The organism is Pseudoalteromonas sp. 10-33 (assembly GCF_001469195.1).
Taxonomy (GTDB): Bacteria; Pseudomonadota; Gammaproteobacteria; order Enterobacterales; family Alteromonadaceae; genus Pseudoalteromonas.
This window is the reverse complement of sequence record NZ_LOFI01000024.1, coordinates 68853-83056: the sequence shown is the minus strand read 5'-3', so window position 1 is coordinate 83056 and position 14204 is coordinate 68853. Positions and strand designations below refer to the sequence as shown.

The following is a 14204-nucleotide window of genomic DNA, read 5'->3' as shown; positions in this document are numbered from 1 at the left end:
ATTATTTTGTGTTGAGTACCATGTTAATACTGCCTTCTTCAAAATCGCGGCTAACTTTAAAGCCCAACTTACGGGCGAGTTCAATCATCCCTGTGTTTTCTGGTAATGTTATGCCCTCAATCCATTCAATGCCTTGGCGTTTGCAGTGATTAATTGCTGCGTTCATTAATATTCGTCCAAGGCCCAGACCTTGGCAATCAGAACGTACAACAATAGCAAATTCTGCGTGTATATTATCAGGGTCCATAATTACACGCGAAACCCCTAAGGTACGTGTTTTTCCCTCTGAGCGTTGGCAAACAATAAATGCCATTTCGCGGTCGTAATCAATTTGAGTCATTTTTGCGAGTTGGTCATGATTAAACTGAGGTAACTCACCAAAAAAGCGTTTGTAACGATCTTCTTTATTAAGTGATTGATCAAATGCCTTATGGGCCTGTTCATCTTCAGGTTTAATAGGCCTTAGCGTTGCTTGGGTATTATTTTTAAGGGTTACTATCTCTACAAGATCTATAGGGTAGGGACGAATACATAACCGTTTACGGTTACTTTTTGACTGGTATCGATTTAGCGTTATGGTGGCATCAAGTACTAAAAATTGCCCGTTACTTGCAAGTATTGGGTTAAGTTCCATTGCGCTGATATCGGGTTGATCCACAACGATTTGCGAAATCCGTGTGAGCAACGCGCATAAACGATATTTGTCGACCTTTTCGGGCAAAATGCGATCTTTAAGCACGCCTTTATCGTGAGCTGCGGCAATTAAATACTTAGCTAGGTTCATGTTAAGGGGAGGGAGGGCTACTGCAGCTTGAGCGTATTCAAGCCCGGTACCTGCTTCGCCAAGTAAAATAACGGGGCCAAAATTAGGCTCTGTTTTAATGGCAATACGCAATTCATTAGCACCTGCACGAGGGGCCATTTTTTGTAAGGAAAACCCATCAATCGTCGCATCTGGGTAAGTATTTTTAATACGAATCAGCATCGCAAAAGCCGTTTGTTCAACTTCACTTGCATCATTTAGGTTTAATACCACGCCACCGACTTCAGACTTTGACGCAATACTTGGGCTTATGAGCTTAAGTGCGACCGGAAAGCCAAGTTCAATGGCTTGCTCTTTAGCTTCGGTTGGGGTGTAAGCTACTCTAGTTTCAATGCATTCAACACCGTAGTGGCTTAATATCTGGCTTGCACTGTGAGTGGGTAAATAGGTTTGCTCCTCGTCTAAAAATTCAGAGATTAATGCTGTAGCGGCGGCTTTATTTATTTTTGCATCGTCGGTGTTTGACTCAGGTGTTTGCGTTAAATGCTTTTGGTTTCGACGATACGTTACTAAGTGCATAAACGCGCCAACAGCCCCTTCAGGTGTTCGATAAGTAGGAATTGCATTGTTAGCGCATATTTTTCTGGCTGCAAAAGAGGCATCTTCTCCCATAAAGTTGGTAAACACATAAGGACGAACCATTTTTGGCAACGTTTGCAGCGCTTGAACAATAACATCGGCATAGTCTTCACTTGGCGCCAGTGCCGATGGTGTATGTATTATTAGTAAGTTCTTCACTTCTTTTGCATGCAATAATATTTCTAATGCTTGTTTGTAACGCGCTGGTGCTGAGTCACCAAAAATATCAATTGGGTTAGAGGTTGTTTCTGAGCGGGGGATAACTTGATTAAGCGCACTGCGTGTTTCGCTACTAAGCGCCGCTAACTTTCCAGAACGTTGAATTAGCTCATCAACCGCCATAACACCCGGCCCCCCACCATTTGTTAAAATAGTAAGCTGTTCAACTTGTAATAATTTTGGGTGCATTGCTAGTGTTTGTGTTGCTGCAAATAGCTCGCGTAGGTCGTTAACGCGCAGCATACCCGCACGTTGAAAGAGCGCATCGTATACGGCATCAGAGCTTTGTTTTCCACCGGTATGGATCTCTGCCGCAAGAGCGCCAGCATTTGTTTTTCCTGTTTTTATGGCAATAACGGGTTTACTAAATGCAGCGGCTCTTGCTGCAGAAATAAAGCCACGAATATCTTCAATGTTATCAATATAAAGCAAAATGGCTTTAGTTTTTGCATCACGCCCTAAAAAGTCGAGCAGCTCGTCAAAATCTATATCTAAACACCCACCCACAGAAACAAAGTACGAAAAGCCAATATCTTTATTTTTAGCCCAATCTAATATGGTTGAACATACCGCTGCAGATTGCGATACAAATGCAATTTTACCCGGGCTTGCCACTGTATGAGAAAAGCTGGCATTTAAACCAATATGGGGAATTAATAGCCCTAAGCTATTAGGGCCTAACAAAGTAACGTTATGTGTTTGAGCGCATGTTTTTAGCATACTTTTTTGATCATTCGTTAAGCCATCGGCAATAATAATAGCGCTTTTACAGCCCAGCTCGCCAAGTTGGCTAATGATGTCTAACAGAGTATTTTTATTGGTACAAATAACGGCAAGGTCAGGCACTTTAGGTAACTCAGTAATACATGAGTATGCAAGTACACCATGAACAGCACTATAGCTTGGCGTTACAGGCATGATCGGCCCTTTAAAACCGCCTTGTAACAAATTACGCATAACGACAAAACCGGCGCGAGAGGCGTTATTTGACGCACCTATTACTGCCACTGAGCTTGGGTTAAAAAACTGACTAATTCGCTTTAGGCTCATTGCGTTTCCTTAGCTTTAAAATTTTGCGTTATGTATTGTCTCAATGTACTCTGTTTGAAAGGTTATTTCGAGTTTATAGATGCGTATTATTGATATCAATCAAGGAGTGTTCTGTGATTAAAACACCTGGTTTTCACACTGTGCTGGCGGCTATTTTTTTAAGCCTAGGCTTAATTAGCTTAGGGTTTATTTTAAAAAGTGCAGCACTCAATGTAAAAGAAATGGAGCGCACCGTACAAGTTAAAGGGCTAGCAGAGCAAGAGGTAATTGCCGATACTGTTATATGGCCTTTGCAATTTAGCGATGCAGACAACGACCTTGAAAAGTTAGTGAATAGGGTTGAGAAAAAAAACGCCGCCGTGATCGCATTTTTAAAACTGCATGGTTTTGATGACGCCGAAATATCACTTGGTAGCCAATCGATTGTCGATAAACAGGCGCGCGAGTACGGCAATGAAAACCAGCAATTTAGGTACATTGTTCGTTCAAATATGACTGTGTATTCTAGCGCTGTAGACAAGGTACAAAATGCACTGAGCAAAGTAAGCCAATTAGCTAAACAAAATATTGCCATAGTGCAAGATAGTTACGAAACACGTGTTGAGTATATTTTCACAGGCCTAAACGATGTAAAACCGGCCATGGTGCAACAAGCAACTGAAAAAGCGCGCGAAGTGGCTAACAAGTTTGCAAGAGATTCCAATTCAAAATTAGGCAAAATAAAAACAGCTCGCCAAGGGCAGTTTAGTATTACTAACCGCGATTCAAATACACCACAAATAAAAAACGTAAGAGTAGTAACCACCGTTGAATATTACTTAAACGACTAAGGGCTATATAATATTCGAGATTAAATTTACAGCGGTGTAATTAGTATTTATGTAGGGAATAACCTATCAGGGTGAGTTATTCCTCATAAATAATTAATAACGAATATAGTCAAAAGCATACGCTGACAAGAGGGCCGTTAGGAGGGGGTAAATCTAGCTCACTCGGTTATAAATCTCATCCCCCGGAAAGTAGCCCTTAGCGTGGGCTACTTTTAATTCACCAAGGTTATCATGACCTAAACCGCTTTAACTAAATGTGCCACTTGCGCGGTTGAGCGTTGCAGGTATGCAGCACTAAGTAAAATACTGGTTTCGTTAAGGCTCATGCCTTTTAATATATTTGCCAGCTGCTGTTTAGCTGTTGGGTTTTGTTTTTGTTCTATCTCCATCAGAGCTAACAGTGCTGAAAATTCATGCTTAACCGGTGTGTTTGGTTTATTTGCATACGCAATATAACAAGCAACAGGTGTTAGGCCTCGAGCATTGGGTTGGGCAAGCGCTTTTACTAGGTCATCGTTAGACTCAAATAACATTAATGAGCGTACATAATTAAACGCCAGCTTTTGGGCATTAGCGTGTTTAAATACAGTGTGTAACACGTTATTACCTTGGGTGTCTTGTGCTAAAAAGCCCTGGTTTTCCTTAAGCGCAGGCGTAAAAAACGTCAAGGCATCTGTGGTTGTTAACTGATTGATAAAAGGTGCAGGTGGCGTATTGGTTGTTAAAATACGTGTTGCTACATTTTGCATAAAGTCGTACTTAATACTCATACGTAAAGCGCTTTCGTAAAGATGATTAAGCTGCTGTGTTTGTTGGGCTGGACTTAACTGCTTAAAATCATTATCTAGCTCATCTAACTGATGCTTTGAAATGCGTGCGTTAAGTAATTGTATGCATAATTCCATAATTTTTACGCCTCTAAATACCTTTTTGTTTAGCTTAACCTATTATTGCGAATAGGTATAAGATACAAAATACAAAAAAGGCCGCATAAGCGACCTTTTAGTTAACTCTATAAATGAGTGTTAAGCTTTTTTGCTTGCTACCCATTCATTTACAAAGCTCTCTAGTACGTTTAGAGGCACAGGGCCATTTTTAAGCACTACATCGTGAAATTGACGAATATCAAACTTGTCGCCAAGTTGCTTTTTAGCGTCTTCACGTAGCTCTAAAATTTTCAACATACCTACTTTGTAAGCGGTTGCTTGCGAAGGCATTACAATGTGACGCTCAACCATTTTAACACCGTCAGATGTGGCATTAGGCGTGTTATTTACGTAGTAATCAATCCCTTCTTGACGAGTCCACTTCATTGCGTGAATACCGGTATCAACTACTAAACGACACGCGCGCCATAACTCCATAGAAAGGCGGCCAAAATCTGAATATGGGTCTGAGTACATACCCATTTCTTTAGGTACAAGCTCAGAGTATAAACCCCAACCTTCAATGTAGGCTGTGTAGCCACCAAATTTACGGAACTTAGGCACGCCTTCAAGCTCTTGCGAAATAGCTATTTGCATGTGGTGACCCGGAATACCTTCATGGTAAGCCAATGCTTCCATTTGGTACGTTGGCATCGCTTCCATATCATAAAGGTTTGCGTAGTAAATGCCTGGGCGTGAACCATCTGGCGCCGGCTGTTGGTAAAATGCTTTACCTGCCGCTTTTTCACGGAAGGCTTCAACTGCTTTTACTTTAAGGTCGGCTTTTGGCTTAACAATAAATAGCTCATCAAGACGCACCTTCATTGTGTCGATCATAGCTGTTGCTTCGTCAAGGTAGCGTTGTTTACCCTCAGCTGTATTTGGGTAGTAAAATTGCTTATCAGTTTTCATAAACTGCATAAACGCTTTTAGGTCGCCTTTGAAGCCTACTTTATCTTTAATTTCACGCATTTCGTCATGTATACGGCTTACTTCTGATAGGCCAATAGCATGAATTTCTTTTGCAGTTAAATCAGTGGTGGTTGTACGTTTAAGTGCATTATTATAGAAAGTATTACCCTCAGGTAATTTCCATGCGCCATCACGGTCATCTGCACGCTTTTCAAGTTGTGCTAGGAAGTTAATAAGCTTTGAGTAAGCTGGTTTAACTGCCGATTTTAACGCGTCAGTTGCTTCGTTAATAAGTGCATCTTTTTCGTCTTGGCTGATTTCAAGTGCCGTTACTTTGCGTTTAAAGTCTGCTAAAAGTGTTGAGTCGTCACCTTTTTCAAACGGTGCACCTTGAATAATGTTTTTGCTTGAATCAATAACATGTGGAAACACAAATTTAGGCGCAATAATGCCTTTATCAGCACGTGTTTCTAAGTCAGTTACTAATTGGTCAAATACCGTAGGCACGCCATTTAAACGCGAAATGTAGTCTTTTGCTTCTTTAACGTTACTAATTGAATGTTGGTTTATTAAAAATGCAGGCACCATAGAGTGCGTACCAAACATTTGGTTTACCGGATAGTTGTGGTAACGCCATTTAAAGTCAGCAATTGAGCTTTCTAGGTCTTGTTTTTTTAAGTCGTAGCTTACTTTTGTTGCATCGTCTAGCAGGTCGCGGTTAATTGCGTTTAGCGCAACTAAATCGGCTTTAGTTTCAGCTAGGTCTTTGAGTTTTTGCTCTTCGCTGCCGTCATCCCACTTATCGTAATCTTTTTTAATACCCATGTAAGTTTGGTAAACCGGGCTGCTCATTACATCACGGTTAAAGGTATCTTCAAAAAACGCATTGGCTTTGTCAATTTCGCTTTGCACAGGTTGCGCTTGTACAATAGGAGTTGTTACAGATTGTTGTGGTGCTTGTTGGCAACCAGCAAGGAGTGCAACACTCACAGCTGCTGCAATAAAGGTAAGTTTACGCATTGTTTTCCCTTTTGTTGTTAGAAACCCATTAGGGTATTTTAATTTTTCATGTATTCGCTTTACATGACGTATAACGCCCAATGCATTATACGAACAATTCTAGCAGGTCATTTAAAAAGCGATGCCCTTTAAGGCTCACTTGCCAGTGACCGTCTTTTTCTATTAATAAACCGGTGTTTATGGCTTTATTTAAAGCTGCTTGTTGGCTTTGCAATGGCTGATTAGTCAGCGCACTGTAGTCTTCAATCGGGCATGGTTCGACAAGGCGAAAGCGATTCATAAAAAACTCAAAGGCCAAATCGTCTTGCTCAACGTGCCAACTTTTGTACAAATAAGGTTTTACCATATCCATGTAGCCACGGGGATGTTTGACCTTTTCAGTTCGGGTGATTATGCCAGTTTTTGCATTGGTGACCTTACCATGAGCACCACAGCCAATCCCTAGATAATCGCCAAACCGCCAATAATTTAAGTTATGTTGGCATTGATAGCCCGGTTTTGCATACCCTGAAATTTCGTATTGTATATAACCTGCCTTTGCAAGTAAGGCTTGGCCTTGCTCTTGAATATCCCACAGAGTTTCATCTTGAGGCAGTGTTGGCGGTTTAGATGCAAACTGAGTATTAGGTTCAATAGTGAGTTGGTACCACGAAATATGTGGGGGATCGAGCGCAATAATTTGCTTTAAATCACTTAATGCATCGTCTAGGGTTTGCCCTGGTAAGCCGTGCATTAAATCAAGATTAAAACTATTTAAACCAGCTTCTTTGGCTTGCTCTGCTGCATGAGTTGCTTCGTTAGCACCATGAATGCGGCCAAGCGCTTTTAGCTTATCGTTTTGCAGGCTTTGTACGCCAATTGAAATGCGGTTTATACCCGCTTTTACGTACTCTTTAAAGCGGCCTGTTTCTACTGTACCTGGGTTTGCTTCGAGGGTTATTTCACAGTTAACGGCGAGGCCTATAAGGCTATCTACTTCGCTTAGTAGGCGAGTGTATGCATCACCGGTTAATAAACTTGGCGTACCGCCACCAATAAATATACTGTGAATTTTGCGCCCTTGCACTAAGTGTAAGTCGGCTTTTAAATCGTCTATTAAATGCTGAACATATTCGGCTTCTGGTATGTCACCTTTTTGTCCATGGCTATTAAAATCGCAATAGGGGCACTTTTGCACACACCAAGGTACGTGCACATATAAACTTAGAGGAGGAAGAGTCACAGGCCGCCTTTTAGTTTTAGCTCATTTAGCAAAGCCTGCAATGCTTGACCGCGGTGGCTCACTGCATTTTTTTGTGCTTTTGTAAGCTCGGCGCTTGTACACTCAAGTGACGGAACATAAAAAACGGGGTCGTATCCAAAGCCACCTTCACCATGTTGAGTTTGTGTAATCTCACCTTCCCAACTCGCACTACAGATGAGTGGAGTCGGGTCGTCTGCGTGGCGCATTAATACCAGCACACACCAAAAGCGGGCGCTACGCACTGGGTTATTGGCAAGCTCGGCTAATAGCTTGTCTATGTTATCTTGATCGCTTGCGCCTTGTCCTGCAAAACGAGCAGAATAAACACCTGGTGCACCATTTAAGCCATCAACTTCTAAGCCGGAATCGTCAGCAATTGCTGGCATACCGGTAATTTTAGCTGCGTGGCGCGCTTTAATAATGGCATTTTCAACAAACGTAGTGCCCGTTTCTGCTACTTCGCCAACGTTAAAATCACTTTGTGGAACTACATTAATACTAAGTGAGCTTAGCATGTTGGCCAGCTCACTTACTTTGCTAGGGTTGCCCGTGGCAAGGACTAAAGTTTTGTTCATAATATTATTTATCTACGTAAAATTTTTGCTGAAATTGCAGTGTTTGAAATTGATTACTTTGCTGTATTTCAATTTCAAAGCGCAGTATTTCTTCGTTTGTAAAGTCGACTTGGGCAAGATAATAAACTGACTCGCCTTCAATTACTTCTTTAAAGTTTAGCGTTTGTTTGTTACCAAGTAGGTTTCTAGCTGTGCCAGATAACGTTGCCTTTTGAGCTGTGTTCTCTGAATTGTTTTTTAGCACAGAAATATTAACAATCCCTTTATAGCCACTGCGTTCAAGTTCGTATGCTTTGGCGATTTGTGGCTGAATAAAGGTAGATGGAAAGGCAATGTAATGTACTTGCCATGGGCCTAGTTCTTTATATTGCCCGCCTAATGTTTGTTCGCTGTGTGCGTTAAACGCGAGTGTTAAACAAGCAATAAAACAAAATTTAATTAACCGATTCATTGTTCACTCCAAATAATGTAAAAAAGAGGCCATAAGGCCTCTTTTGCTTAAAACAAAAACTTAGGCTAAAAAGTCCATTAACAGCATTTGCAAAAACTGAATACTAATAATTAATACAAGTACTGATAAATCTAAGCCGCCCATTGGTGGAATAATTTTACGAAGTGGCTTAAGCATTGGCTCAGTAAGCTGATGGAAAACCGCTTCAATAGGGTTATAACCTTGGCTTACCCAGCTTAAAATTGCGCGGATAATTAATACCCAAAATACTAAGTTTAAGCCTTCTTTTAATACGGTAATTAAGGCTTGCATAAACACCGGTTGCGCAGCCCATGCGCCGTAAATTACCAACATTAAAGTACTAATTTTGGCAATAGCTACAATAAATGCCAGCAATAGTGAGGCTAAATCAAGCCCCCCTAACCCGGGTATAATTTTACGCAAAGGGTTAACTGCAAACGACGTTGCTTTAACCACAAATTGGCTCATTGGGTTGTAAAAGTCGGCTTTTGCCCACTGTAGCCAAAAACGCAGCAGTACCACCATCAAAAACAAATCAAACAGGGTACTGATTAAAAATTGCATGGCATTCATAGTGTAACCTTCAATAAAAAGTAGTTTTAAAGTTCTTTTTCCATTTGCATCGCTCGAGCAATGCACGCATCCATGGCATCGCCAACGGTTTTAGTTAAGCCTTCGTCTTTTAAGTGCTCAACTGCGGCATGTGTAGTACCGCCTTTAGATGTTACGTTTGCGCGTAGCTGAGAAATACTAATTTCTGGTTGGCTTAACGCCATTTCGGCAGCGCCAAGTGCTGTTTGTTGTACTAAGCGACGGGCATCTTCATCGTTAAAGCCCAGCGCTTTAGCTTTTTCTTCAATGGCTTCCATAAACAAGAAGAAGTAAGCAGGTGATGAGCCTGTTACTGCGATGATGTCGTTAATCTTTGCTTCTTGGTCAACCCACACCACAATACCAGTGCACTCAAATACTTGCTGAACAAATTCATGTTCTTGTTGCGTTTCGCCAGCGCCAAATAAGCCAGACACGCCACGCCCTAATAAAGACGGTGTATTAGGCATGCAACGTACAATTTTTACATCTTGCCCTAACATTTCGCGCAAACGGCTTACTGTTAGACCAGCAGCTACTGAGATAAATAGTTTATCACTGAAGTCGATGCCCGATTCTTGAAACGATTTACATAAGTCGCCCATCATTTGCGGCTTAACAGACAAAACAATTACATCAGCATCGCGTAGGGCTTCGTTATTGTCACTGGTGGTTTGCACCTTGAAATCGGCTGCTACCTTTGCAAGCTTTTCTTGGTTGCGGTTAGTCGCAATGATGTTGTTTGCGTCAAAGCCGTTTTTTACCATGCCACCAATAATAGCGTAGCTCATGTTACCTGTGCCTATAAATGCGATTTTTTTATCTGACATAAATCTGTTTTTACCTTTTAAGTTCGTGTTCCAAAAATGTCGGTTCCAATCCTCACCATAGTTGAGCCTGCACTAATTGCGGCTTCAACGTCATTACTCATACCCATAGATAGAGTGTCTAACTGTGGATATTGGGACTTTAGTTTATCAAAGCAAGTTTGTAATTGCTCAAAATATTGAATTTGCGTACTTGGGTCGTCACTTTTTGCGGGAATAGCCATCAAGCCACGCAACATTAGCTGGTCACATTGGCTAATAAATTCAGCAAGACTGGCTATGTCATCGGGATGACAACCTGATTTAGCCTCCTCGGCGCTAATATTTACTTGAATAAGTACATTGAGAGGTTGTTTAGTGGTTGAACGCTGGCCATTAAGCCGCTTGGCTATTTTGATCCGATCAACGCTTTGCACCCAGTCAAAATTTTCTGCCACTAAAGCACTTTTATTTGATTGAATAGGGCCAATGAAATGCCAAATGATATCGCTATATGAGTGCAGTTGAGCTATTTTATCTACAGCTTCTTGAACATAAGACTCACCAAACTGGCGTTGGCCATGATTATAGGCAGCAACGATATCGTCGCTAGGTTTGGTTTTAGACACCGCCAGCAAGGTTATTTCATCTTTGCTTCTGTGTGTGTTTTTTGCTGCGTTTGCAATTCTTGCATAGGCGCAAGTGAGTCGTTCTGCTATTGTAACCATATAATTATCAGCCAGTTGTGGAGTCATAAATGGATATTACCGAATTATTAGCGTTTAGTGTGCAACACAATGCATCCGATTTACATTTATCGTCGGGTGTTTCACCTATGATACGCGTAGATGGTGATGTTCGCCGCATTAATATACCAGCCCTTGCAGATAAAGACGTAAACAGTTTAGTTTACGATATTATGAACGATACTCAGCGCAAAGACTACGAGCAAAACCTTGAAGTGGATTTTTCGTTTGAAGTTCCCAATCTTGCGCGTTTTCGTGTTAATGCCTTTAATTCAAACCGCGGCCCTGCGGCAGTATTTCGTACTATACCCAGTGAAGTATTAACACTTGATGATTTAGGCGCGCCAGATATTTTTAAAACAATATCTGACAACCCACGCGGATTAGTGCTTGTTACTGGGCCAACGGGTTCGGGTAAATCAACAACACTTGCGGCTATGGTTGATTACATAAATCAAAATAAACATCACCATATTTTAACGATTGAAGATCCAATTGAATTTGTTCACGATAACAAGTTAAGTCTAGTCAACCAACGTGAAGTACATCGCGATACGCACAGTTTTTCAAACGCATTACGCAGTGCCCTGCGTGAAGACCCCGATGTTATATTAGTGGGTGAGCTTCGCGATTTAGAAACTATTCGTTTAGCAATGACCGCTGCGGAAACAGGTCACCTAGTGTTTGGTACGTTGCATACAACTTCAGCACCTAAAACTATTGACCGTATTATTGATGTATTCCCTGGAGAAGAAAAGGCAATGGTACGCTCTATGTTGTCAGAGTCATTGCGAGCGGTTATTTCGCAAACACTCCTTAAAAAAATTGGTGGTGGGCGAGTGGCAGCTCATGAAATTATGATTGGTGTACCCGCCATACGTAACTTAATTCGTGAAGACAAAATTGCACAAATGTACTCGTCTATTCAAACTGGCGCCTCAATTGGAATGCAAACAATGGATCAATGTTTAACAAATTTAGTTAACCGAGGCATTGTTACCAACACCGCAGCGCAAGCTAAAGCGCAAGACAAAACACAATTTGGTGGTTAAGGAATTATCATGACTTTATCTTTAAACCGTTACTTAATCACTATGATTGAGAAAAAAGGCTCTGATTTATTTGTATCTAGCCGTTTACCTGTGAGTGCAAAAATAAACGGTGAATTAATTCCTTTAGGCGACGACAAACTCACTGACGAAGAGTCTCTACAGTTGGTTGAGTCTGCGATGAGCGAAAAACAAAAAGCAGAGTTTCATGCTACCAAAGAATGTAACTTTGCTATTGCAACGGATGAAGGGCGCTTTCGTATTTCAGCGTTTTGGCAGCGCGATAGAGCAGGTATGGTTATTCGCCGAATTGTGACACAGATCCCCGATGTCAGTGATTTGGGCTTACCCTCTACACTCACCGACGTCATTATGGCAAAGCGTGGGTTAGTTTTATTTGTTGGTGGAACAGGAACCGGTAAGTCGACCTCATTAGCCGCCTTAATTGGATACAGAAACCGAAATCAACGGGGCCATATTTTAACAATCGAAGATCCTATTGAGTTTGTTCATGAGCACCGTAAAAGTATCATTACCCAGCGCGAAGTAGGCCTTGATACAGATAGTTTTGAGTCAGCGCTTAAAAGCTCATTACGTCAAGCTCCTGATGTTATTTTAATTGGTGAAATACGTTCGCAAGAAACCATGGAATACGCATTAAGTTTTGCTGAAACGGGTCATTTATGTGTGGCTACACTGCATGCCAACAATGCTAACCAAGCAATCGACCGTATTATGCATTTGGTGCCAAAAGAAAAACACGACAAGCTAAAATACGATTTAGCACTTAACTTACGCGCCATTGTAGCGCAACAATTAATCCCCACCTCTGATGGTGACGGCCGCGTTGCCGCCATAGAAATATTGCTTAACTCACCGATGGTGGCAGAGCTGATTAAAAACGGCGATATTGGCGGCATTAAAGAGGCTATGGCTAAATCTAATGACATGGGCATGCAAACCTTTGACCAAGCCCTTTTTGAGTTATACAGGCAGCAACGTATTAACTATGCAGACGCATTGCATCATGCTGACTCACCAAATGATTTACGCTTGATGATTAAGCTGCGCAATAACGAACAACAAGGTGCAGGGTTTTTACAAGGTGTTACCATTGATGGAATGGGAGATGACGATAACTAATTTGTTATTTTCATTAAAAAACGCGACTTTTCAGTCGCGTTTTTTAGTATTTAACAACCCTAATGGCAGTGTTACTCGCCGTAAAATGATTCAAAAAAACTTTCTAAAATAATTACCGCAGACATATTATCTACATTTCCTTTACCCAGGTTTTTATAACCACCTTGCTCAAATAAACGGGCTTTTGCATCTGCGGTTGTTAGGCGTTCATCTTGTGTTTGCACAGGAATGCCATAGTGATTATGTAATCTATTAGCGAACTTTTTAGCTTTAAATGTCACCTCTTGTGAAGTGCCATCCATGTTTAGCGGTAAGCCGACCACCATTAAATCTGGCTGCCATTCGTTTACTTGTACTGCGATATGATCCCAGTTTGGAATACCGTCTTGTGCTTTAACTGCTTTGAGACTTGATGCGCTGCCAGTGAGTTCTTGCCCCACGGCAATACCAATACTTTTGGTGCCAAAATCAAACCCCATTACTGTGCGTTCGCCTTGTGGCTTAAATGTTCTTTTTGTCATTGATAATGTTTTACTTAGGCTGCTTTTCAAGCCGTTATGTTAAAGGTTTACATAAAAAAATTCACTTGTAATAGCGTATCTATTTTCAAGTGAATTTATATTATGAACTTAATTTAGAGAGGGTATATTTACGCATGCCCTGCTTCAGGGCTGAGTTGGCCTATATCAAAGCCAAGCATCGAAACGGCTTTTTCCCATCGTTTTTCAGCGGGCGTGTTAAAAATAATGGCCGGGTCAGCTTCTATTATAAGCCAACTGTTATCAAGCAATTCTTGTTCTAATTGCCCCTGTTCCCAACCTGCATACCCTAAGGTGATAATAAACTGCTCGGGGGCATGCGACGTCGTTAAACTTGCGAGCACGTCTTTAGAGGTTGTGATCATAATGTCACTGCTTAGTTTTTGACTTGAGGTATACCCGAGTTTTGGGGAGTGAAGTACAAATCCTCTGTCAGTTTTAACTGGGCCACCGGCAAATACTGCCACTTTTGCAGCTTGCTGTGTTTTGTCGTTGTCTATTTCTATTTTATCTAAAAGCTCACCAACGGTAACATCAATAGGTTGGTTGATTACCAGCCCCATAGCCCCATCTTCATTGTGCTCACAAATATAGGTAACGGCACGTTTAAAAAAAGGGTCTTGCATCGACGGCATTGCGATTAAAAAATGATTTTCTAATGATTGCATAGATTTCACCCTT

Annotated in this window: 14 protein-coding genes; 3 read left to right on the top strand and 11 right to left on the bottom strand. The window is 41.3% G+C overall.

The genetic code is table 11. From position 1 onward, the window contains the following. Nucleotide 1: 1 nt before the first annotated feature. Nucleotides 2-2671 carry a bifunctional acetate--CoA ligase family protein/GNAT family N-acetyltransferase gene (locus ATS76_RS12790; RefSeq protein ID WP_058552456.1) on the bottom strand — a complete coding sequence of 890 codons (2670 nt, stop codon included), beginning with the start codon at nt 2669-2671 and terminating at the stop codon, nt 2-4. Nucleotides 2672-2784: 113 nt separating this feature from the next. Between ATS76_RS12790 and ATS76_RS12785 the strand changes: the two genes are divergently transcribed. Next, on the top strand, nt 2785-3501 hold the full coding sequence (locus ATS76_RS12785) for an SIMPL domain-containing protein (protein ID WP_010556584.1): 717 nt from the start codon (nt 2785-2787) through the stop codon (nt 3499-3501). 236 nt (nt 3502-3737) lie between these two features. Here the strand turns inward: ATS76_RS12785 and ATS76_RS12780 are convergent, their stop codons facing one another. From ATS76_RS12780 to ATS76_RS12745, 8 genes are all read right to left on the bottom strand, one after another. Continuing rightward, nucleotides 3738-4406 (bottom strand): hypothetical protein, encoded by a 669-nt coding sequence (locus tag ATS76_RS12780; protein ID WP_058552455.1) that lies wholly within the window; start codon nt 4404-4406, stop codon nt 3738-3740. 120 nt (nt 4407-4526) lie between these two features. Further along, the gene (locus ATS76_RS12775) at nt 4527-6359 is read right to left on the bottom strand and encodes a DUF885 domain-containing protein (RefSeq protein ID WP_058552454.1); all 1833 of its coding nucleotides are present in this window, start codon (nt 6357-6359) and stop codon (nt 4527-4529) included. A gap of 85 nt (nt 6360-6444) precedes the next feature. Next, nucleotides 6445-7581, bottom strand: coding sequence for a radical SAM family heme chaperone HemW (gene hemW, locus ATS76_RS12770; protein WP_058552453.1), 1137 nt, complete (start codon nt 7579-7581; stop codon nt 6445-6447). Continuing rightward, nucleotides 7578-8177 carry an RdgB/HAM1 family non-canonical purine NTP pyrophosphatase gene (rdgB, locus tag ATS76_RS12765; protein ID WP_058552452.1) on the bottom strand — a complete coding sequence of 200 codons (600 nt, stop codon included), beginning with the start codon at nt 8175-8177 and terminating at the stop codon, nt 7578-7580. The genes hemW and rdgB overlap by 4 nt, the downstream gene beginning before the upstream one ends. A 4-nt stretch (nt 8178-8181) precedes the next feature. Next, entirely contained in the window at nt 8182-8628 is a 447-nt protein-coding gene (locus ATS76_RS12760; protein WP_058552451.1) for a DUF4426 domain-containing protein, read from the bottom strand. A 60-nt stretch (nt 8629-8688) separates the two neighbouring features. Further along, on the bottom strand, nt 8689-9222 hold the full coding sequence (locus tag ATS76_RS12755) for a YggT family protein (protein ID WP_058552450.1): 534 nt from the start codon (nt 9220-9222) through the stop codon (nt 8689-8691). Between the two features lie 26 nt (nt 9223-9248). Next, complete coding sequence (proC, locus tag ATS76_RS12750) at nt 9249-10070, bottom strand: pyrroline-5-carboxylate reductase (protein WP_058433148.1); 822 nt, start codon at nt 10068-10070, stop codon at nt 9249-9251. 17 nt (nt 10071-10087) lie between these two features. Next, nucleotides 10088-10801: a YggS family pyridoxal phosphate-dependent enzyme gene (locus ATS76_RS12745; RefSeq protein WP_058552449.1), complete on the bottom strand. Its 714-nt coding sequence runs from the start codon at nt 10799-10801 to the stop codon at nt 10088-10090. A gap of 2 nt (nt 10802-10803) precedes the next feature. On the opposite strand from ATS76_RS12745, the gene ATS76_RS12740 reads away from it, so the two are divergent. Both ATS76_RS12740 and ATS76_RS12735 read left to right on the top strand, forming a co-directional pair. Further along, nucleotides 10804-11844, top strand: a complete 1041-nt coding sequence (locus ATS76_RS12740; protein WP_006793191.1) for a type IV pilus twitching motility protein PilT — start codon at nt 10804-10806, stop codon at nt 11842-11844. 9 nt (nt 11845-11853) lie between these two features. Beyond that, nucleotides 11854-12984, top strand: coding sequence for a PilT/PilU family type 4a pilus ATPase (locus tag ATS76_RS12735; RefSeq protein WP_010556578.1), 1131 nt, complete (start codon nt 11854-11856; stop codon nt 12982-12984). A gap of 71 nt (nt 12985-13055) precedes the next feature. Here ATS76_RS12735 and ruvX read toward each other — a convergent pair whose 3' ends face one another. Both ruvX and ATS76_RS12725 read right to left on the bottom strand, forming a co-directional pair. Beyond that, nucleotides 13056-13505 (bottom strand): Holliday junction resolvase RuvX, encoded by a 450-nt coding sequence (ruvX, locus tag ATS76_RS12730; RefSeq protein WP_006793189.1) that lies wholly within the window; start codon nt 13503-13505, stop codon nt 13056-13058. Nucleotides 13506-13633: 128 nt separating this feature from the next. Beyond that, nucleotides 13634-14191, bottom strand: coding sequence for a YqgE/AlgH family protein (locus tag ATS76_RS12725; protein WP_058552448.1), 558 nt, complete (start codon nt 14189-14191; stop codon nt 13634-13636). Nucleotides 14192-14204: the final 13 nt, after the last annotated feature.

What these genes read in the sequence shown, in the direction of transcription:
- ATS76_RS12790 (WP_058552456.1), bottom strand. Translation starts at nt 2,671, where the DNA reads ATGAGCCTAAAGCGAATTAGTCAGTTTTTTAACCCAAGCTCAGTGGCA.
- ATS76_RS12780 (WP_058552455.1), bottom strand. Translation starts at nt 4,406, where the DNA reads ATGGAATTATGCATACAATTACTTAACGCACGCATTTCAAAGCATCAG.
- ATS76_RS12775 (WP_058552454.1), bottom strand. Translation starts at nt 6,359, where the DNA reads ATGCGTAAACTTACCTTTATTGCAGCAGCTGTGAGTGTTGCACTCCTT.
- rdgB (WP_058552452.1), bottom strand. Translation starts at nt 8,177, where the DNA reads ATGAACAAAACTTTAGTCCTTGCCACGGGCAACCCTAGCAAAGTAAGT.
- ATS76_RS12760 (WP_058552451.1), bottom strand. Translation starts at nt 8,628, where the DNA reads ATGAATCGGTTAATTAAATTTTGTTTTATTGCTTGTTTAACACTCGCG.
- ATS76_RS12755 (WP_058552450.1), bottom strand. Translation starts at nt 9,222, where the DNA reads ATGAATGCCATGCAATTTTTAATCAGTACCCTGTTTGATTTGTTTTTG.
- proC (WP_058433148.1), bottom strand. Translation starts at nt 10,070, where the DNA reads ATGTCAGATAAAAAAATCGCATTTATAGGCACAGGTAACATGAGCTAC.
- ATS76_RS12745 (WP_058552449.1), bottom strand. Translation starts at nt 10,801, where the DNA reads ATGACTCCACAACTGGCTGATAATTATATGGTTACAATAGCAGAACGA.
- ATS76_RS12740 (WP_006793191.1), top strand. Translation starts at nt 10,804, where the DNA reads ATGGATATTACCGAATTATTAGCGTTTAGTGTGCAACACAATGCATCC.
- ATS76_RS12735 (WP_010556578.1), top strand. Translation starts at nt 11,854, where the DNA reads ATGACTTTATCTTTAAACCGTTACTTAATCACTATGATTGAGAAAAAA.
- ruvX (WP_006793189.1), bottom strand. Translation starts at nt 13,505, where the DNA reads ATGACAAAAAGAACATTTAAGCCACAAGGCGAACGCACAGTAATGGGG.
- ATS76_RS12725 (WP_058552448.1), bottom strand. Translation starts at nt 14,191, where the DNA reads ATGCAATCATTAGAAAATCATTTTTTAATCGCAATGCCGTCGATGCAA.